The sequence below is a fragment of the Bradyrhizobium sp. 138 genome (assembly GCF_023074075.1).
Lineage (GTDB): Bacteria > Pseudomonadota > Alphaproteobacteria > Rhizobiales > Xanthobacteraceae > Bradyrhizobium.
The window spans coordinates 108,918-126,947 of sequence record NZ_JADPKT010000074.1; the positions used below are offsets into that span (position 1 = coordinate 108,918).

At 65.2% G+C, this 18,030-nt stretch carries 18 protein-coding genes; 11 read left to right on the forward strand and 7 right to left on the reverse strand.

Annotated elements, in window-relative coordinates:
• Positions 1 to 81 precede the first annotated feature (81 nt).
• Positions 82 to 405 (forward strand): antibiotic biosynthesis monooxygenase, encoded by a 324-nt coding sequence (locus tag IVA79_RS26590; RefSeq protein WP_247558532.1) that lies wholly within the window; start codon positions 82 to 84, stop codon positions 403 to 405.
• A gap of 16 nt (positions 406 to 421) precedes the next feature.
• Here IVA79_RS26590 and IVA79_RS26595 read toward each other — a convergent pair whose 3' ends face one another.
• The 6 genes from IVA79_RS26595 to IVA79_RS26620 form a co-directional block, all read right to left on the reverse strand.
• A complete protein-coding gene (locus IVA79_RS26595) occupies positions 422 to 1,363 on the reverse strand; it encodes an aldo/keto reductase (RefSeq protein ID WP_247558534.1) in 942 nt (313 codons plus the stop codon).
• Between the two features lie 254 nt (positions 1,364 to 1,617).
• Complete coding sequence (locus IVA79_RS26600; protein ID WP_247558536.1) at positions 1,618 to 2,073, reverse strand: GNAT family N-acetyltransferase; 456 nt, start codon at positions 2,071 to 2,073, stop codon at positions 1,618 to 1,620.
• Positions 2,074 to 2,157: 84 nt separating this feature from the next.
• The gene (locus IVA79_RS26605; protein WP_247558539.1) at positions 2,158 to 2,970 is read right to left on the reverse strand and encodes a PAS-domain containing protein; all 813 of its coding nucleotides are present in this window, start codon (positions 2,968 to 2,970) and stop codon (positions 2,158 to 2,160) included.
• A 126-nt stretch (positions 2,971 to 3,096) separates the two neighbouring features.
• Complete coding sequence (locus IVA79_RS26610) at positions 3,097 to 3,291, reverse strand: hypothetical protein (RefSeq protein WP_247558683.1); 195 nt, start codon at positions 3,289 to 3,291, stop codon at positions 3,097 to 3,099.
• 37 nt (positions 3,292 to 3,328) lie between these two features.
• Positions 3,329 to 3,505, reverse strand: coding sequence for a hypothetical protein (locus tag IVA79_RS26615; protein ID WP_247558541.1), 177 nt, complete (start codon positions 3,503 to 3,505; stop codon positions 3,329 to 3,331).
• A 159-nt stretch (positions 3,506 to 3,664) separates the two neighbouring features.
• Positions 3,665 to 4,315: a glutathione S-transferase family protein gene (locus tag IVA79_RS26620; protein ID WP_247558543.1), complete on the reverse strand. Its 651-nt coding sequence runs from the start codon at positions 4,313 to 4,315 to the stop codon at positions 3,665 to 3,667.
• Positions 4,316 to 4,867: 552 nt separating this feature from the next.
• On the opposite strand from IVA79_RS26620, the gene IVA79_RS26625 reads away from it, so the two are divergent.
• The 7 genes from IVA79_RS26625 to IVA79_RS26655 all read left to right on the forward strand — a co-directional run bounded on the left by IVA79_RS26625 (position 4,868) and on the right by IVA79_RS26655 (position 13,254).
• On the forward strand, positions 4,868 to 6,070 hold the full coding sequence (locus IVA79_RS26625; protein WP_247558545.1) for a pyridoxal phosphate-dependent aminotransferase: 1,203 nt from the start codon (positions 4,868 to 4,870) through the stop codon (positions 6,068 to 6,070).
• Between the two features lie 347 nt (positions 6,071 to 6,417).
• Positions 6,418 to 6,897, forward strand: coding sequence for a DUF992 domain-containing protein (locus tag IVA79_RS26630; protein WP_247558548.1), 480 nt, complete (start codon positions 6,418 to 6,420; stop codon positions 6,895 to 6,897).
• A gap of 190 nt (positions 6,898 to 7,087) precedes the next feature.
• Positions 7,088 to 9,136: an elongation factor G gene (locus IVA79_RS26635; protein ID WP_247558550.1), complete on the forward strand. Its 2,049-nt coding sequence runs from the start codon at positions 7,088 to 7,090 to the stop codon at positions 9,134 to 9,136.
• Between the two features lie 355 nt (positions 9,137 to 9,491).
• Positions 9,492 to 9,764, forward strand: coding sequence for a helix-turn-helix transcriptional regulator (locus IVA79_RS26640; protein WP_026201995.1), 273 nt, complete (start codon positions 9,492 to 9,494; stop codon positions 9,762 to 9,764).
• A 112-nt stretch (positions 9,765 to 9,876) separates the two neighbouring features.
• A complete protein-coding gene (locus IVA79_RS26645; protein WP_247558552.1) occupies positions 9,877 to 11,619 on the forward strand; it encodes a SulP family inorganic anion transporter in 1,743 nt (580 codons plus the stop codon).
• 112 nt (positions 11,620 to 11,731) lie between these two features.
• Complete coding sequence (locus IVA79_RS26650) at positions 11,732 to 12,571, forward strand: shikimate dehydrogenase (protein ID WP_247558554.1); 840 nt, start codon at positions 11,732 to 11,734, stop codon at positions 12,569 to 12,571.
• Positions 12,572 to 12,627: 56 nt separating this feature from the next.
• Positions 12,628 to 13,254, forward strand: a complete 627-nt coding sequence (locus IVA79_RS26655) for a hypothetical protein (protein ID WP_247558556.1) — start codon at positions 12,628 to 12,630, stop codon at positions 13,252 to 13,254.
• Positions 13,255 to 13,405: 151 nt separating this feature from the next.
• On the opposite strand, the gene IVA79_RS26660 is transcribed toward IVA79_RS26655, so the two are convergent.
• Positions 13,406 to 14,542 (reverse strand): alpha-hydroxy acid oxidase, encoded by a 1,137-nt coding sequence (locus IVA79_RS26660; RefSeq protein WP_247558558.1) that lies wholly within the window; start codon positions 14,540 to 14,542, stop codon positions 13,406 to 13,408.
• 108 nt (positions 14,543 to 14,650) lie between these two features.
• On the opposite strand from IVA79_RS26660, the gene IVA79_RS26665 reads away from it, so the two are divergent.
• From IVA79_RS26665 to IVA79_RS26675, 3 genes are all read left to right on the forward strand, one after another.
• The gene (locus tag IVA79_RS26665) at positions 14,651 to 14,818 is read left to right on the forward strand and encodes a hypothetical protein (RefSeq protein WP_247558561.1); all 168 of its coding nucleotides are present in this window, start codon (positions 14,651 to 14,653) and stop codon (positions 14,816 to 14,818) included.
• Between the two features lie 219 nt (positions 14,819 to 15,037).
• Entirely contained in the window at positions 15,038 to 16,381 is a 1,344-nt protein-coding gene (gene glmM / locus IVA79_RS26670; RefSeq protein ID WP_247558563.1) for a phosphoglucosamine mutase, read from the forward strand.
• A gap of 321 nt (positions 16,382 to 16,702) precedes the next feature.
• Positions 16,703 to 17,950 (forward strand): MFS transporter, encoded by a 1,248-nt coding sequence (locus tag IVA79_RS26675; protein WP_247558565.1) that lies wholly within the window; start codon positions 16,703 to 16,705, stop codon positions 17,948 to 17,950.
• Positions 17,951 to 18,030: the final 80 nt, after the last annotated feature.

Genomic DNA, 18,030 nt, shown 5'->3' on the forward strand with positions numbered 1-18,030 from the left:
AAAGATGGATTCCGGGCCCGCGCCTTGTAGCGCGTCCCGGAATGACGAAATATTTGCCTGAACTCCAGGAGAACCACGCCCATGTACATCGCCATGAACCGCTTCCGCGTCGCCAAAGGCTCCGAGGCCGCCTTCGAGCAGGTCTGGCTTTCGCGCGACACCCATCTCGACAAGGTGCCGGGCTTCGTCGAATTCCATCTGCTGCGCGGGCCGGAAGCCGAGGACCACACGCTGTACGCATCGCACACGGTCTGGGCGAACCATGCGGCGTTCGAGGCCTGGACCAAGTCGGAAGCATTTCGGGCGGCGCATCACCGGGCCGGCGACAACAAGCCGCTCTATCTCGGCCATCCCCAGTTCGAAGGTTTTGAGGTGATGCAGACGGTCGGACGCGGCGCGAAGTAGCGCCGCGCCTCGCACATCAGCCCAGAGTGATCTTGTCGATCTCCGCCATCTCCTCCGCGCTGAGCTTCCAGGCGATCGCCTTGACGTTTTCCTCGATCTGCTCGACGCGCGTGGCGCCGGCGATCACGCTCGACACCTGCGGTCGCGCGGCGAGCCAGGAGAAGGCGAGCTCGAGCATGCTGTGGCCACGCGCCCTCGCAAAGGCCTGGAGCTTCTCGACGATGTCCTCGTTGCGCGGCGTGACGTAGCGGTCGCGCAGCCGCGGCACCTTGCCGAAGCGGGTATCATCAGGCGCGGCCTCGCCCTTCCGGTACTTGCCGGTCAAAAGGCCGCTGGCGAGCGGGAAGAACGGCAGCAGGCCGAGCTTGTATTCCGCTGCCGCCGGCAGCAGATCCTTCTCGATGTCGCGCACCAGGAGGCTGTATTCATCCTGGCATGAGACGAAGCGGCTGACGTTCATCGCGCGCGCGGTGAACTCGGCTTCTGCGATGCGCCAGGCCGGGAAGTTGGAATTGCCGATGTAGCGCACCTTACCCTGCCGGACGAGATCGTCGAGCGCGCGCAGGCTCTCCTCGATCGGCGTCAGCGAGTCATAGTCGTGCTGCTGGTAGAGATCGATGTAATCGGTCTTGAGCCGCTTCAGGCTGGCCTCGACCGCCGCCATGATGTAGCGGCGCGAGGCGCCCTGCTTGGTGCCGTCCTCCGCCATCGGCTTGGAATATTTGGTCGCCAGGACGATGTCCTTGCGGCGATCGCTCAGGACAGTGCCGAGCACATTTTCCGAGCCGCCCATGTTCGAATAGATGTCGGCGGTGTCGAACAGGGTGATGCCGAGATCGAGTGCGCGATGGATCACCTTGCGCGAGGTCTCCAGATCCGTGCGCTGGCCGAAATTGTTGCAGCCGAGCCCGACCGCAGACACGCGAAGGCCGGAGGCGCCGAGATGGCGAATTTCCATGGGAGACCCTGTCAGAGATGAGCAGCCACTCATTCTGACTACCGTGCGCCGCCCCAGCAAGGCGCTGGCCGCGCTGCTGCCATGCCGGCAAGGCGGACAAAAAAATGCGGCCCCTGTCAGACGCGGCGACTGACGGGGACCGCTTTGGGGCGCTTGATCGGTGACGGGGGGCCAGATCAGACGCAGGTGCAGCGTAGCCGTGCTATGTTACGCGCGGGTGACAGCGGGAGTTATCCACAGGGTGCGCGCAGCGATCAGAACAGCTTGCGATAGACGATGAAGCCGGAGCGCTCGGCGACCTTGTCGTACAGGCGCTGCGCCGTGAGATTGGTCTCGTGCGTCTGCCAATAGACGCGTGGCGATCCCGCCAGTTTCGCCCGCTCATAAACGCCGTGAATCAGCGCCGAGGCGACGCCCTTGCCGCGCGCGGCCTCGAGCGTGAACAGGTCCTGCAGATAGCAGGACGGCTCGATCGCGGTGGTGCTGCGATGAAACAGATAGTTCGTCATGCCGAGCAGCTTGCCGTCGCTCTCGGCGACCAGCCCATGCACCGGCTCATAGGCGTCGAAGAACCGCTGCCACGTTACCTTCGTGATCTCGGGAGCGAGCGCGGTCGGGCCGGAGCGGCCGTAGAAGGCGTTGTAGCCGTCCCACAGCGGCAGCCATTGATCGTAGTCCTGCTGAGTGACGGAGCGAATGGTGAGCGACATCTGGATTTCCGCGATCTTGGGGGCAGGACGAAGTGATGTCCTTCATACGTGATGATCGCACTGCCGATCAATCGCGCCGTTGCATCACTCCGCGACGCGCAAATAGCGGATCAGCTTGCGGCCCGTGGGATCGCGCAGCGAGCGGTAGTAGTCGGCGCGCGCCGGCGCGTCGGTGTGGCGCACGAGGTCGGTCACCGGCGTGTAGCTCAGCATGCGGCCGCCGTCGGGCAGGGCAGTGCAGACGAAGCGCAGCACCTCGCCGTTGCGCAAGGCGATGTTGATCGGCGTGGCATCGCCGATCCGCACCATCTCCATGCGCTGCGCGATGAAGGTGCCGAGCTCGTCCTCGGGCAGCTCGAACGCGCCGGTGTCGCGGCTGTGATACATCAGCGCAATGAAGGGCGGCTTGCCGTCGGCGATCTCGTCCGGCACCGCAAAGTAATCGCGGAACGCGCGGTTGATGAACTCGGCCCGCGTCTCGACATCGAGCAGCACGATGCCGATATCGACCCGGTCGAGCGCGGCCGACAGCCGCGCGGCGGTGGCGTGGCTTCGGCGCTCAGCCGCGAACGTGCCGAGCAGCCGCTGGCGCATCAGGCCGGTGATGCCGGCGGTGCCGGCAGCCGTGATCGCCAGCAGACCGAGCTGGACCAGATCGGCGGTCGTAGAGCCGGAAATGCCATAGCGGTTGAGAAGGAGCAATGCCGCACCGATCACCGCGACGGCTGCGCTGGTGATGGCGGAGGCGAGACCCGACAATGCGCCGGCAAGCGCCACGATGCCGACGAGCAACGGCGCGGGGGAGGGAGTGGGGATAAAGCGATCGAAGAGCATCGCCAGCAGCAGGGTTGCTGCCGTCAGCACCGGACCGGAGATCGCACGCCATCCGAACCGCATGGACCAGTCTCGCTCCTCCCGAACGAATAAGACCGCAACTCTGACTGATCGTTGCGCCAGTGCGATGCATTTCGTGCGGTGTGCTTAAGGCACGCTTGCTGGCAAGCGTAAGGCTTTCGGATGATTTTAAACCAGGTGCGCGTGCTTGAGGGGCTGTTGCAGCGCGGGCGCATTCAGCGTCGACGTTCCCGGGCCCTTGCGGGTGCCGACGACAATCAACAGCGATGCCGCGACCAGGATGGCCGCAGTCAGTGTGATTGCAACGACTACCACAGGTGATTTCATCGACGTCCCGCTGCGATCCCGGTCGGCCCGGGCCATGCTTCGACTTGAAGGCTGGACCTGGATGAAACGGGAATCAGACCGGCAGGCCCATCGCCATGGTCGCCTTGGTCGACAGCACCGTCAGGGTGACGATCAGGCACAGCGAGAGCGCGGCGACGGCGAGCGAGGCCGCAACCGCGCTGGTCAGTCGGGAAGACGCGACGGTAGCGGGATGGCCCTGAAAGCCTGCCGTGCCGGACGCCCGTATCATTGTCTAAATCCCTCAACACGCGAGCGAATCACCCGCGACTTTCCACAATTTCCCAGTTTCAACCGGCAACATTGCGGCGGCTATCGCGCTGAAAATGGCCAGATTGCGGCAAATATTACCTTTATGCCCGCTATTCCCCAGAGCAGGGGCGGGGCACCGTCATGCGCCGGCCGCGATACTGGCGGGATCGTCGATGTCGGCCGGCCGCCAGTCCATCGACACGAAGCCGGGAGCGGCTTCCACCCGCTTCAGCCAGCCCCGGATCGCAGGAAAGGCCTCGAGGTCAAAGTCGCAGCGTTCGGCCAAATGGGTGTAGCCGTACAGCGCGATGTCGGCGACCGTGAGCTGGCGCGCGGCGAAATAGGCGTTGGTCTTGAGGTGGTTCTCCATCACCTGGAGCGCGCCATAGCCGCGCTCCATCCAGTCTTCCAGCGAATGGGTCTGCAGGTCGCGGCCGCCCTTGACCAGCGATAGCCAGAAATAGGCGGCGCCGATGTTCGGTTCGAGCGCGTGCTGCTCGAAGAACATCCATTGCAGCGCCTCGGCACGGTCGATGCGGTTCTCGGGCGCAAGCGGGGTGCCGACGGCGACGTACCAGAGGATGGCGTTGGACTCGGCGAGATAACGGTCGTCGCCGACCTCGAGCAACGGCACCTGTCCCGATGGGTTCTTGGTCAGAAAGTCCGGCGTGCGGCTCTCGCCGCGCAGAATGTCCACCTCGATCGCCTCGTAAGGCAGGTTGAGCAGCGCCAGTGCAAGGCGGACCTTGTAGCTGTTGCCCGAGCGTTGCATCGAATAGAGCTTGTACATTCTGGGAGTTCGAATCCGAGGACGGGAAGACGCGGCGCTCGTTGCCCCGCAGCGCGGCTAAACAATGATGCCGATGCGAATCCGCCGCAAGAGCCAGCCCATAGAAAAACTCGAAAACCCTACCGCACTGCAATGGCGCGGAAGATCATGTTCGCGCGACGCTGCAAATCAGATCACGCTTGCGTCAGCATGCGGAGGCATGGCCCTACGAGACCGTGAAGCAGCCAGGATCATTGCACGACTGAGAATCAGGTCGCCATGCTTCCGCATCGTCATGGCCGGGCTTTTGTCCCGGCCAATCCGCCTCCTCATTCGGCTTTGGCCCCACGCAAAATTGCTCCGAGGACACGCCTTGTCGGATATGAGCAAATCCGGAGGCAAAGTTGCGGAAAATTGCGGGAAATTGCGCCTCGAAACGTGTCCTACCCTCAAGTTTTTCCGGGACAGGGCCGAAGTTTCTTGCGGTGCAGCGGCTCACGTTTTAGGGTGGCTGCATTCCCACAATTGGAGTCGTGAGACGAAAGGTTTCACGACGCTTGTCAGGAGATGACGATGTCCTTCCTTGCCGCTGCGCTCGACCGTGTGAAGCCGTCCGCGACCATCGCGGTCACGGACAAAGCACGCGCGCTCAAAGCGGCGGGCCGCAACGTCATCGGCTTAGGCGCCGGCGAGCCCGACTTCGACACGCCCGCCAACATCAAGCTGGCGGCGATCCGCGCCATCGAGGCCGGCAAGACCAAGTACACCGCGGTCGACGGCATTCCGGAGCTGAAGGACGCGATCATCGCCAAGTTTCAGCGCGAGAACGGCGTCGCCTACAAGCCGAACCAGATCATCGTCGGCACCGGCGGCAAGCAGGTGCTGTACAACGCGCTGATGGCCACCATCAATCCAGGCGACGAGGTGATCATCCCCGCGCCGTACTGGGTCAGCTACCCCGAGATGGTGGCGCTCGCCGGCGGCGAGCCGGTGCCAGTGGTCTGCACCGCCGCGACCGGTTTCAAGCTCCAGGCTGGGGCGCTCGAACGCGCGATCACGCCGAAGACCAAATGGGTGATCCTGTGCTCGCCGTCGAATCCGACGGGAGCCGCCTACACGCGTTCGGAGCTGAAGGCGCTCACCGACGTGCTGGTGAAGCATCCCCACGTGTGGGTGATGACCGACGACATGTACGAGCATCTCGTCTATGACGACTTCCAGTTCACCACGGTCGCGCAGGTCGAGCCGAAGCTCTACGAGCGCACGCTCACCGTGAACGGCGTGTCGAAGGCCTATTGCATGACCGGCTGGCGCATCGGCTATGCCGGCGGCCCCGCGCAGCTGATCAAGGCGATGTCGACGATCCAGTCGCAGTCGACCTCAAACCCGTCCTCGATCGCGCAATGGGCCGCGGTCGAAGCTCTGAACGGTCCGCAGGACTTCATCCCCGCCAACAACAAGGTGTTCAAGGAGCGGCGCGACCTCGTCGTCTCCATGCTCAACCAGGCCAAGGGCATCGAGTGCCCGCGTCCCGAGGGCGCCTTCTACGTCTATCCGTCCTGCGCCGGCACGATCGGCAAGACCGCGCCGTCGGGCAAGGTGATCGGCAATGACGAGGACTTCGTCACCGAGCTCCTGGAGACCGAAGGCGTCGCCGTCGTGCAGGGTTCGGCTTTCGGCCTTGGACCTGCGTTCCGCATCTCCTATGCGACCAAGACCTCGGATCTCGAAGACGCCTGCAAGCGCATCCAGCGCTTCTGCGGCAATCTGCGGTGAGCTGGCCGCGACAGTGAAAATTGGAAAGGCCCGCTTCGTGCGGGCCTTTTTGTTGTTGGCACGCTTGTCGCCGCGCGCGATCTGGCACCAGAATCGTAGGGTGGGCAAAGGCGCATTTGCGCCGTGCCCACGATCTCTCCATGATCGAGACAGGTGGTGGGCACGCTTCGCTTTGCCCACCCTACGGTGTCTGCGCAAAAGGCTCACTTCGGCGGGCCTTTTTATTGTTTGCACGCCTGTCGCCGTCTGCGATCTGGCACCAGCAAGGTTCTTGTGGCATAGACCACGCATACGCACCACGCATCGGGCGCTCTCTGCTCGCACCACATCATCGCCGGAGATATTTCATGCGCCGTTCGCTCATCCTCGCCGGGCTCGCCGCCGCCAGCCTCGTTGTCTCCGTCGCTGCTGCCGGCGCGCAGCAGCGGATGGCGCGGGTCGGCGTGCTCGAATGCCGCGGCGGCGCCAGCGTCGGCTTCATCGTGGGATCGGTGACCCATCTCGGCTGCGTGCTGCGCGCCGACGGCCTGCCCGACGATCGCTATGTCGCGACGATCCGTAAAGTGGGTCTCGACATCGGCATCACCCAGGAGACGGCTTTGGCGTGGGGCGTGTTCGCACCGGTCGACCGGCTCGGCCCCGGCGACCTCTCCGGCAACTACGCGGGCGCGCAGGGCAGCGCCTCGGTCGGCGTCGGCCTTGGCGGCAACGTGCTGGTCGGCGGCTCCAACAATTCGATCGCGCTGCAGCCACTCAGCGTGCAGGGTCAGGTCGGCCTCAACATCGCCGCTGGCCTCGAGAGCCTGGAACTTCGTCCGGGCCGTTGATCGCGCGACGACGGCGGTGTGGGTTCACCTCTCCTCGCCGGGAAGAGGTGGAACACCGGGCCGTTAAGACTTGATCTAACCGACGACGCACCGCAGCGACGTTTGATGCTTGCCAAATCTCGGGGACGGGCAGAGCATCTGCGTTTGCCGACCCAATCATGGGCCGAGCTCCACACCAAGGAGGCGGCGAATGGGACAAGACGTCAGAAGTCCCCGAGGTCCACGGTGCATCGCGCTGGTGGGCCCATTCCAAAGCGGTAAAACCACACTTCTCGAAGCAATTCTGGCGCGAACGGGCGCAATCCCGCGCGCCGGCAGCGTCGACGCCGGAACGTCCGTCGGCGACGCCACTCCAGAGGCCCGTCATCACAAGATGACCGTCGGGCTGACTGCCGCCACCACGAGTTTCATGGGCGACAGCTATACCTTCCTCGATTGTCCCGGTTCCGTCGAATTCGCCCACGACATGCGCGCCGCGCTGCCCGCGGTCGATGCGGCGATCGTGGTCTGCGAGGCCGACGAGAAGAAGCTGCCGCAGCTTCAGATCATCCTCCGCGAGCTGGAGGAGCTGAAGATTCCGCGTTTCCTGTTCCTCAACAAGATCGACCGCGCGAGCCAGCGCATCCGCGAGACGCTCGCAATGTTGCAGCCCGCCTCCCGCGTGCCGTTGGTGCTGCGCCAGATCCCGATCTGGAAGGACGAGCTGATCGAGGGCTTCGTCGATCTCGCGTTGGAACGCGCCTTCGTCTATCGCGAGCACAAGGCCTCCGAGGTGATCGCGCTCGAAGGCGGCAATCTCGATCGCGAGAAGGAAGCCCGCTTCTCGATGCTGGAGAAGCTCGCCGATCACGACGATGCGCTGATGGAGCAATTGCTCGAGGACATCCAGCCGCCGCGCGATGCCGTGTTCGACGATCTCGCCCGCGAGTTGCGCGAGGGGCTGATCTGCCCGGTGTTGCTGGGCGCCGCCGCACGTGAGAACGGCGTGCTGCGCCTGATGAAGGCGCTGCGTCACGAGGCGCCGGGTGTGGCGGAGACGGCAAAACGTCTCGGCGTGCCCGAGACCAAGGATGCGCTCGGCTATGTCTTCAAGACGCTGCATTCGCAGCATGGTGGAAAGCTGTCGCTGACGCGGCTGCTTGCCGGCCATCTCGACGACGGTGCAACGCTGCAATCCGCTTCTGGGGGCTCGGGACGCATCTCCGGCATCCTCGCCGTCAACGGCGCCTACGACACCAAGCGGGCCTCGGCCGAAGCCGGCGACACCGTGGCGCTCGCCAAGCTCGATCCCGTCAGGACCGGCGACACGGTCTCGAGCGGCAAGACCCAGCCGGCTGCGCTGGCCGTCGCCGAGCCGACGCCGCCGGTGCTCGCCATCTCGATCGCGGCCACCGATCGCAAGGACGACGTGAAGCTCGGCCAGGCCATGGCGCGGTTGCACGAGGAGGATCCCTCGCTGGTCGTCGTGCAGAATGCCCAGACCCACGACACCGTATTGTGGGGACAGGGCGAGATGCATTTGCGCGTCGCCGGCGAACGACTGCGCGACCGCTTCGGCGTCAAGGTCACCTCGCATCCGCCCGGGATCGGCTACCAGGAGACCATCCGCAAGCCGATCACCCAGCGCGGGCGTCACAAGAAGCAGTCCGGCGGCCACGGCCAGTTCGGCGACGTCGTGCTCGACATCAGGCCGCTGCCGCGCGGCGACGGCTTCAAATTCGCCGAGAAGGTGGTGGGCGGCGCCGTGCCGCGCAACTACATCCCGGCGGTCGAGGAAGGCGTCGTCGACGGCCTGGCGCGCGGTCCGCTCGGCTTCCCCGTCACCGACGTGCAGGTGACGCTGACTGACGGCTCCTTCCACAGCGTCGACTCGTCCGACCTCGCCTTCCGAACGGCGGCGCGGATCGGGCTCAACGAAGGCCTGCCGCAATGCCAGCCGGTGCTGCTGGAGCCGATCCACGTGGTCGAGATCGTCTGCCCGACCGATGCGACCGCCAAGATCAACGCGATCCTGTCGGCACGGCGCGGCCAGATTCTCGGCTTCGACACCCGCGACGGCTGGAGCGGCTGGGACTGCGTCCGCGCCATGATGCCGGAAGCCGAGATCGGCGAACTGATCGTGGAGCTGCGCTCGGCCACCGCCGGCGCCGGCAGCTTCACGCGCACGTTCGACCACATGGCTGAAGTCACCGGCCGCGCCGCCGACCAGATCATCGCCGCGCATCAACACGCGGCGTGATCTGGCTTGCGCAGTAAGGGAGGCACCGCCCTCTCTCTCCCTCTCCCCGTTCTTACGCCGTTCTTACGGGGAGAGGATGGGGTGAGGGGCTGTCTTCACGCGCGACTTCCATTTGGGCCGCGCTCTCTCCACGCGTCATTGCGAGCGCAACGACTGGTCCGCCGAAGCCTTGGCGAAGGCGGACGATCCAGGCTGTCTGTGCGGAGGCGGCCTGGATTGCTTTGTCGCAAGAGCTCCTCGCAATGACGGAAGAGACAGACGGGGCAAGCCCCTTGCGTCCGGCTGGCGATGATGTATTTTACATCATTGTATATGTTTCAGATATCACTTATAACTGCTGATAAGTGAGGCCAAGGTGATCACCTCGTTCCAGATGCGGGCAGCCCGCGCGCTGCTCGGCATTGACCAGAAAACCCTGGCCGAGCTCGCCGGCGTTTCGTTGCCGACCATCCAGCGGATGGAGGCCAGCACCGGCAATGTGCGTGGCGTGGTCGAGACCCTGATCAAGGTGGTCGAGGCGTTCGACCGGGCCGGCGTCGAGCTGATCGGCGAGCAGGTCCGCAGCGACAGCGGCGGGCGTGGCGTTCGCCTGAAGGAGCCCGGGCCGCCGCGCCGCGTCGGGGCATGATCGGACGTTGATCGGGCTCGGGATCAAGATGGGCTAGCGCATCGTCGCACCTCGGCAACACGGGACGCACGATGCTTCGGAGCATCGTGGGGCAGCGGAGCATTTTGCTGAGATGAGCATCACAAGCGATCAAGCAGGCAAACTGCATCAGCTTCGCCGGCCGACTTTCGCCGAACTGTATTTGCCAAAGCTCGTCACCGTCTGGCGTGAAGGCTACGGCATCGCCGACTTTCGCGCCGACATCTTCGCGGGTCTCACCGTCGCGATCGTCGCGCTGCCGCTGTCGATGGCGATCGCGATCGCCTCGGGCGTGACACCGGACCGCGGCCTCTACACCGCCGTCGTCGGCGGCTTCATCGCCTCGCTGCTCGGCGGCAGCCGGTTCCAGATCGGCGGACCTGCCGGCGCGTTCATCGTATTGGTCGCGGCGACCGCGGAGCGCCACGGCGTCGACGGCGTCATTCTCGCCACCATGATGGCGGGCCTGTTCCTGATCGCCGCGGGCCTGCTCCGGGTCGGCACCTACATCAAGTTCATTCCCTATCCGGTGACGGTCGGCTTCACCGCCGGCATCGCCGTGATCATCTTCGCCAGCCAGCTCCGCGATCTCTCCGGCATCACGCTTTCGGGGAAAGAGCCCAGCGAATTCGTGCCGAAGCTCGTTGCGCTCGCCGGCGGCCTCAACACCATCAATCCGTCCGCCGCCGCGGTCGCCATCGTCAGCATCGCCATCATCGCGACCTTGCGCCGCTGGCGGCCGTCCTGGCCCGGCATCCTGATCGCGGTCGCGTTTGCTGCGATCGCCAGTAGCTTGCTGTCGCTCCCGGTCGAGACCATCGGCTCGCGCTTCGGCGGCATTCCGCGCGAATTGCCCTCGCCAGCCTTGCCGGCGTTCTCGATTGCGAAGGCGAGCGCCGTGCTGCCGGACGCGATCGCGTTCGCGCTGCTGGCCGCCATCGAATCGCTGCTGTCGGCGGTGGTCGCCGACGGCATGACCGGGCGCCGCCACCGCTCCAATTGCGAGCTGGTAGCGCAAGGCGCCGCCAATATCGGCTCTGCGCTGTTCGGCGGCATCTGCGTCACCGGACTGATCGCGCGCACGGCGACCAACATCCGCGCCGGCGCGCGCGGGCCGCTCGCGGGCATGCTGCATGCGGTCTTTCTGCTGCTGTTCATGCTGATCGCGGCGCCGCTCGCAAGCTACATCCCGCTGGCCGCGCTCGCCTCGGTGCTGGTCGTGGTGGCCTGGACCATGGCGGAGAAGCATGAGTTCGGCACACTCCTGCGCTCGTCATGGGGCGATGCCGTCGTGCTGCTCGCGACCTTCCTGCTGACGATCTTCCGCGATCTCACCGAAGGCATCCTGGTCGGCTTCGCGCTCGGCGCGGTGTTGTTCATCCATCGCATGGCGGAGACGACGGGCATCGAGGAACGCTCGCCACTGGTCGCCGGGGATCGTCCCGACGACGGCAATGGCGATCGCGTTCCCTACGATCCTGCGCTTGCGGTCGATCGCGACGTGCTGGTCTATCGTATCACCGGCGCATTCTTCTTCGGCGCAGCCTCCGCGATCGGAGGCGTGCTCGACGGGGTCGCCGACAAGCGCAAGGCCTTCGTGGTCGATTTCGCCGCGGTGCCGTTCCTGGATTCGACGGCGGCCAACGTGCTCGGCCGCGTCGCCGCCAAGGCGCACCGCCAGGGCATAAGGCTGTTCATCACGGGGGCTTCGCCCGCAGTGCGCCGCGCGCTGCTCACCCATGGCGTGACGCCGCCGCGCGCACGCTATCGCCAGAGCCTCGAGCGCGCGATTGCCGACATCAAGGGCGGCGCGGGCGAGGAGGCTGCCGCGAGCTGACGGCGCACCGTTCTCGCGCCGGCCGGCCTGACCGACGCTGTGGCGCCCGCGCGCTTGACAGAGCGGGCGCGACGCGAAATGGATCGCCTCGGGAATACGACCCGAGGGAAAGATGACCGCGCCCAAAGCTCCTGCAGCCTGTCTGATCGGATGGCCGGCCGCGCATTCGCGCTCGCCGCTGATCCATCATCATTGGCTGCGCACGCTGGGCATTGAAGGCGGCTACGTCATCGAGGCGGTGCCGCCCGAGGACTTGCGCGATTTCGTGTTGCGGCTGTCCTTGCGCGGCTTCGTCGGTGCCAACGTCACCATCCCGCACAAGGAAGGCGTGCTGGCGCTGTCGACGCCCGATGCCCGCGCGGAGGCCGTGGGCGCGGCCAACACGCTGTGGTTTGCCGATGGCGAGCTGCGCTCGACCAATACCGACGTCGAAGGTTTCATCGGCAATCTCGACGCCAGCGCGCCCGGCTGGGAAGCGGCGGAGGAGGCGCTGGTGCTCGGCGCCGGCGGTTCCTCGCGTGCGGTCGTGTTCGGGCTGCTCGAACGTGGCATCACGCGCGTCCATCTCGCCAATCGCACGGTCGCGCGGGCCGAGGCGCTGGCAAGACAGTTCGGGCCCAACGTGCATCCTGTGACGTGGGATGGAATCAACGACGTGCTGCCGCGTGCAAAACTTCTCGTGAACACGACCTCGCTCGGCATGAACGGCCAGCCGTCGCTCGATGTCGATGTCGCACGCCTGCCGCAAGCGGCCGTCGTTGCCGACCTCGTCTATGTTCCGCTGGTGACGCCGCTGCTCGCTGCCGCAGCGGCGCGTGGCCTGAGGACCGCCGACGGGCTCGGCATGCTCTTGCATCAGGCGGTGCGCGGCTTCGAGCTGTGGTTCGGCCGGCGGCCCGAGGTCACGGCCGAGCTGCGCGCATTGGTCGAGGCCGATCTCACAAAGACTTGAGAGAATAGTGCGCCACTTTCGGAGTTCTCCATCCGTGGGGATAACCGGAGACCGTCATGTCTGTTCAACGTGCAACTTTCACACGTCCGCTGATCGCCGTCGCGATGGTGGCCGTCTCGACTTACTGCGCCTTCGCCCAGAAGGCGCCGGTGCCGACGCGCGTGCGCGGCACCATCAAAAGCGTCAATGGTGACACCATGCAAGTCAAGTCGCGCAGCGGTGAAGAGGTCAAGCTACACCTTGCCCCTGACGTGAACGTGTCGGGCATTACAAAGATCTCGCTCGCCGACATCAAGCCGGGCTCGTTCGTCGGGGCGACCACGGTGCCGGGACCGGACGGCGGCCAGAACGCGGTTGAGGTTCACGTGTTTCCGGAGAGCATGCGCGGCACCGGCGAGGGCTCGCGGCCCTGGGACCTCAAGCCCAACTCCAGCATGACCAACGCGACGGTCGCCGAGAGCGTGGTCGGAAACGACGGCCACACGCTGCTGGTCAAGTACAAGGACGGCGAGAAGAAGGTGTTCGTGGCCGACAATACGCCGGTGGTCACCTTCGTGCCTGGCGACAAATCCGAGTTGAAGGCCGGCGCCAAGGTCATCGCCTTCATGAAGCAATTGCCGGACGGCTCGTTCGAGACCAACCGCGTCAGCGTCGGCCGCGACGGCCTGACGCCGCCGATGTGATGGGCCAGGCGGAGGACGTGTAGGGTGGATTAGGCGAAGCCGTAACCCACCATGCTCCCGCAAATGCGGACGAAGTTGGTGGGTTACGCTCGGCGGACTGCGCTTTGCGCATCCGCAGAACTAACCCACCCTACGGCACCGTCGCTTCGCCTCACATCGCAATGATATGATCGTCGATCTCGTCGATCCGGTTGACGCCGCACAGGCCCATGGTGGTGAGCAGCTCCTTCTGGATGATGTCGATCGCCTTGGCGACGCCGGCTTGGCCGCCGGCCCCTAAGCCATAGGCATAGGCGCGGCCGATCATGCAGGATTTGGCACCGAGCGCGAGCGCGCGCATCACGTCCTGGCCGGAGCGGATGCCGCCGTCGAACATGATCTCCATCTTCTCGCCGACCGCGTCCGCGATCTCCGGCAGCACCTCGATCGAGGACGGCGCGCCGTCGAGCTGACGGCCGCCATGGTTGGAGACGACGAGGGCCTGCGCGCCGGTCTTGGCGGCTTCCTCGGCATCCTCGACGTCGAGGATGCCCTTGATGATGAGCTTGCCCGGCCAGATGCTGCGGACCCACTCGACGTCCTTCCAGCTCAGCGAGGTGTCGAACTGCGAGGCCGTCCACTCGGCAAGGCGGTTGAGATCCTCGGTGTTCTTCACGTGGCCGGCGATGTTGCCGAAGGTGCGGCGCTTGCCCTGCAGCACGCCGGAGACCCAGGCCGGCTTGCTGGCGAAATCGAGCAGCTTCGACAGCGACCATTCGGGGGGCACCGTCATGCCGTTCTTGATGTCGGCATGGCGCTGGCCGATCACCTGGAGGTCGACGGTGAGCACGAGCGCGCTGCACTTGGCCGCGATCGCGCGCTGGATCAATTCCTTGATGAAGCCGCGGTCCTTCATGACGTAGAGCTGGAACCAGAACGGCTTTTCGACACTGGCCGCGATGTCCTCGATCGAGCAGATCGACATGGTCGATTGCGTGAACGGGATGCCGGCGGCCTGTGCGGCGCGGCAGGCGTGGATCTCGCCGTCGCCGTGCTGCATGCCGAGCAGGCCGACCGGCGCGAGGATCAGCGGCATGGTCGAGGGCTCGCCGAGGATCGTGGTCGAGGTGTCGCGCTTGGAGACGTCGACCAGGATACGCTGGCGGAACTTGATCGCCTGCATGTCCTCGCGGTTGGCGCGCAGCGTTTCCTCGGCATAGGAGCCGCGGTCGCAATAGTCGAAGAACGCCTTCGGCACGCGGCGCTTATGCAGGGCGCGAAGATCGTCGATACAGGTAATATGCTTCATGCTCGTTTCCCCGGCCCGTCTGACTCTTGCATCGGAAGATTTCGAGGTCATCTAGCATGGTTGAATGCACAGCCAAATCGTTTGCAGAACGTTTTGCAGGAGAGCGCCATGACGAGGCCGCACGCTGGACCGTCGCCGAAAGAGATCAAGGAAAAGCATGATCTCGAGGAGGCGCTGGAAGAGGGACTGGAGGAGACCTTCCCGGCCTCCGATCCCGTCAACGTCACCCAGCCGGCGCCGAGCCGCGCCGACAGCCACGTGAAGCGCTCGGATTAGGCGAGTTCCGCCGCTTTTCGCTGGTCACGCCGGAATTACAATGTTAACAATGTGTTATCAGGGCGGTCGCGGCGCCGGTTCCGTAATGATTCATCATATTTTTTGAAGCCAAGTTAGCCGCGATAGCTCTATAAGACCTCGGCAAATCAGGGATGCGGGGCCCGTTCGGGCAGCCCGTGGTTGTAGAGGGGAGTCCCTGGTTGTTGCTTGGGGGACGATATGAGCCGCAAATATTTCGGGACGGACGGGATTAGGGGCCGCGCCAACGGACTGATCACGCCGGAGCTCGCGCTCAAGGTCGGCCAGGCCGCGGGCCTTGCGTTTCAGCGCGGCGACCACCGCCACCGGGTCGTGATCGGCAAGGACACCCGCCTGTCCGGCTACATGATCGAATACGCCATGGTCGCGGGCTTCACCTCGGTCGGTATGGACGTATTGCTGGTCGGACCGATGCCGACGCCGGCAGTCGCGATGCTGACCAAGTCGATGCGCGCCGATCTCGGCGTCATGATCTCCGCCTCGCACAATCTGTTCGAGGACAACGGCATCAAGCTGTTCGGCCCGCAGGGCTTCAAGCTCTCCGACGACGTCGAGCGGCAGATCGAGCAGCTGCTCGACGAGCCCATCGACAAGCGGCTCGCGCAGAGTGCGAGCCTGGGACGCGCCCGCCGCATCGACGGCGTGCATGACCGCTACATCGAATTCGCCAAGCGCACCTTGCCGCGCGATCTCTCGCTCGAGGGCCTGCGCGTCGTGATCGATTGCGCCAACGGCGCCGCCTACAAGGTGGTGCCGGAAGCGCTGTGGGAGCTGGGCGCCGACGTGGTGCCGATCGGCGTCGAGCCCGACGGCTTCAACATCAACAAGGACTGCGGCTCGACTTCGCCGGAAGCCCTGTCGAAGAAGGTGCGCGAGATGCGCGCCGACATCGGCATTGCGCTCGACGGCGATGCCGACCGCGTCATCCTGGTCGACGAGCGCGGGCATGTCGTCGACGGCGATCAGTTGCTCGCGGTGATCGCGCAGAGCTGGAAGGAAGACGGCCGGCTGTCGCGGCCGGGCATCGTCGCCACCGTGATGTCCAATCTCGGGCTCGAGCGCTTCCTGAACGGGCAGGGGCTCGATCTCGTCCGCACGCCGGTCGGCGACCGCTACGTGCTCGAGCAGATGCTGAACGGCGGCTACAATCTCGGCGGCGAGCAGTCCGGACACATCATCCTGTCCGACTACGCCACCACCGGCGACGGCTTCGTTGCCGCATTGCAGGTGCTGGCGGTGGTGCAGAAGCTGCGTCGCCCCGTCTCGGAGGTCTGCCACCGCTTCGATCCGCTGCCGCAGATCCTCAAGAACGTCCGCCATAAGGGCGGCAAGCCGCTCGACGATTCCGACGTCAAGTCGGCGATCTCCGACGGCGAGAAGCGGCTCAACGGCCACGGCCGTCTCCTGATCCGCTCCTCCGGCACCGAGCCCGTGATCCGCGTCATGGGCGAGGGCGAGGACCGCATCCTGGTCGAGGACGTCGTCGACACCATCGTCTCGGCGCTCGGCCAGGCGGCGGCGTAAGCTCTTTCAAGCACGAGTGGGGTGAGGTGGTGTCACCCCACGGACAGTATCGTAGGGTGGGCAAAGCGAAGCGTGCCCACGCGTCTGTCGCCGTATCGGGCAGGTGGTGGGCACGGCGCAAGGGCGCCTTTGCCCACCCTACGATTCCTTCTTCATGGCGAGATCTCGACCCTCATGGTGAGGTGATCTCACCCTACGATACTGGACTCGTGGAGAGGGTAAGACACGCGCATCCCAGCCATCAGCGATTGGCAGTGGTTCCATCGCCGCTTGCATCGTAACCATCGGGTCGCGGCAATCTGCCGCGTCGGGATCGCTGCATTGAACAAGCCTGTCGTCGTCTCAGAGGAAACGCTGACCGAGCCCGTCGTCGTCGCTGACGTGGCACCCGCTGCCAACGCGGCAGGGCCGGCTTATGTCGTGCTTGCCGGCATCAGCGTCTCGCACTTCCTCAACGACACCATGCAGTCGTTGATCGCCTCGGTGTATCCGATCCTGAAGGACACCTACGCGCTCGACTTCGCGCAGATCGGCATGATCACGCTGGCGTTCCAGTTCACCGCCTCGCTGCTGCAGCCGGTGGTCGGGCACTACACCGACAAGAAGGCCCAGCCCTATTCGCTCGCGATCGGCATGGCCTCGACCTTCTTCGGCCTGCTGCTGCTCAGCGCCGCGCAGCAATATCTCGTCATCCTCGTTGCCGCCGCGCTGGTCGGTCTCGGCTCGGCGGTGTTTCATCCGGAGTCCGCGCGCATCGCGCGGCTCGCCTCCGGCGGCCGCTACGGCTTTGCGCAATCGGTGTTCCAGCTCGGCGGCAGTTTCGGCACCTCGATGGGGCCGGTGCTGGCGGCGCTGATCGTGGTGCCGTTCGGGCAGGGCAGCATCGCCTGGTTCTCCTCGATCGCGTTCCTCGCGATCCTCATCCTCTGGCGCATCGGCCGCTGGTATGCGCCGCAGATCAAGGCGAAGAAGACGGCGGCGGTTCAGTCCCATCCCGACGCGCCGAGCTCGCGCCGCGTCGCCGTTGCGCTGCTCGTGCTGGTCGCGCTGCTGTTCTCCAAGCAGCTCTACGTCTCGAGCCTGTCGAGCTACTACATCTTCTACCTGATCGACCGCTTCGGCGTGTCGACCCAGGCAGCGCAGATCTATCTCTTCATCTTCCTCGCCGCGAATGCGGTCGGCGCGTTTCTGGGCGGTCCCCTGGGCGATCGCTTCGGCCGCAAGATCGTGATCTGGATTTCGATCCTGGGCGCGCTCCCGTTCACGCTGGCGCTGCCCTATGCGGGTCTTTACACGAGTGCGGTGCTGTCAGTCGTCATCGGCCTGATCATCTCCTCGACGACCTCGTCGATCATCGTGTTCGCGCAGGAGCTGGTGCCGCACAGATTCGGCATGATCTCCGGCGTGTTCTTCGGCGTCGCCTTCGGCATCGGGGGCCTTGGGGCTGCCGTGCTCGGCAAGCTCGCCGACCACACCTCGATCGCGTTCGTCTACCAGGTCTGCGCCTGGCTGCCGGCGATCGGGCTTCTCGCGGTGTTCCTGCCCAAACTGCCCCAGCACAAGCGTTAACAAATCTGGCTTCGCTGCATTGCGGCTTCATCAATCGTTAGCAATTGCGGGGCGCGACCGCCGCATTTTTGCAACGCTCC

Coding starts and splice junctions, on each gene's coding strand:
- IVA79_RS26590 (WP_247558532.1), top strand. CDS start 82: ATGTACATCGCCATGAACCGCTTCCGCGTCGCCAAAGGCTCCGAGGCC.
- IVA79_RS26605 (WP_247558539.1), bottom strand. CDS start 2,970: ATGCGGTTCGGATGGCGTGCGATCTCCGGTCCGGTGCTGACGGCAGCA.
- IVA79_RS26615 (WP_247558541.1), bottom strand. CDS start 3,505: ATGATACGGGCGTCCGGCACGGCAGGCTTTCAGGGCCATCCCGCTACC.
- IVA79_RS26620 (WP_247558543.1), bottom strand. CDS start 4,315: ATGTACAAGCTCTATTCGATGCAACGCTCGGGCAACAGCTACAAGGTC.
- IVA79_RS26665 (WP_247558561.1), top strand. CDS start 14,651: ATGACGAGGCCGCACGCTGGACCGTCGCCGAAAGAGATCAAGGAAAAG.
- IVA79_RS26645 (WP_247558552.1), top strand. CDS start 9,877: ATGAGCATCACAAGCGATCAAGCAGGCAAACTGCATCAGCTTCGCCGG.
- IVA79_RS26630 (WP_247558548.1), top strand. CDS start 6,418: ATGCGCCGTTCGCTCATCCTCGCCGGGCTCGCCGCCGCCAGCCTCGTT.
- IVA79_RS26625 (WP_247558545.1), top strand. CDS start 4,868: ATGTCCTTCCTTGCCGCTGCGCTCGACCGTGTGAAGCCGTCCGCGACC.
- IVA79_RS26600 (WP_247558536.1), bottom strand. CDS start 2,073: ATGTCGCTCACCATTCGCTCCGTCACTCAGCAGGACTACGATCAATGG.
- IVA79_RS26660 (WP_247558558.1), bottom strand. CDS start 14,542: ATGAAGCATATTACCTGTATCGACGATCTTCGCGCCCTGCATAAGCGC.
- IVA79_RS26655 (WP_247558556.1), top strand. CDS start 12,628: ATGTCTGTTCAACGTGCAACTTTCACACGTCCGCTGATCGCCGTCGCG.
- glmM (WP_247558563.1), top strand. CDS start 15,038: ATGAGCCGCAAATATTTCGGGACGGACGGGATTAGGGGCCGCGCCAAC.
- IVA79_RS26650 (WP_247558554.1), top strand. CDS start 11,732: ATGACCGCGCCCAAAGCTCCTGCAGCCTGTCTGATCGGATGGCCGGCC.
- IVA79_RS26635 (WP_247558550.1), top strand. CDS start 7,088: ATGGGACAAGACGTCAGAAGTCCCCGAGGTCCACGGTGCATCGCGCTG.
- IVA79_RS26595 (WP_247558534.1), bottom strand. CDS start 1,363: ATGGAAATTCGCCATCTCGGCGCCTCCGGCCTTCGCGTGTCTGCGGTC.
- IVA79_RS26610 (WP_247558683.1), bottom strand. CDS start 3,291: ATGGCCCGGGCCGACCGGGATCGCAGCGGGACGTCGATGAAATCACCT.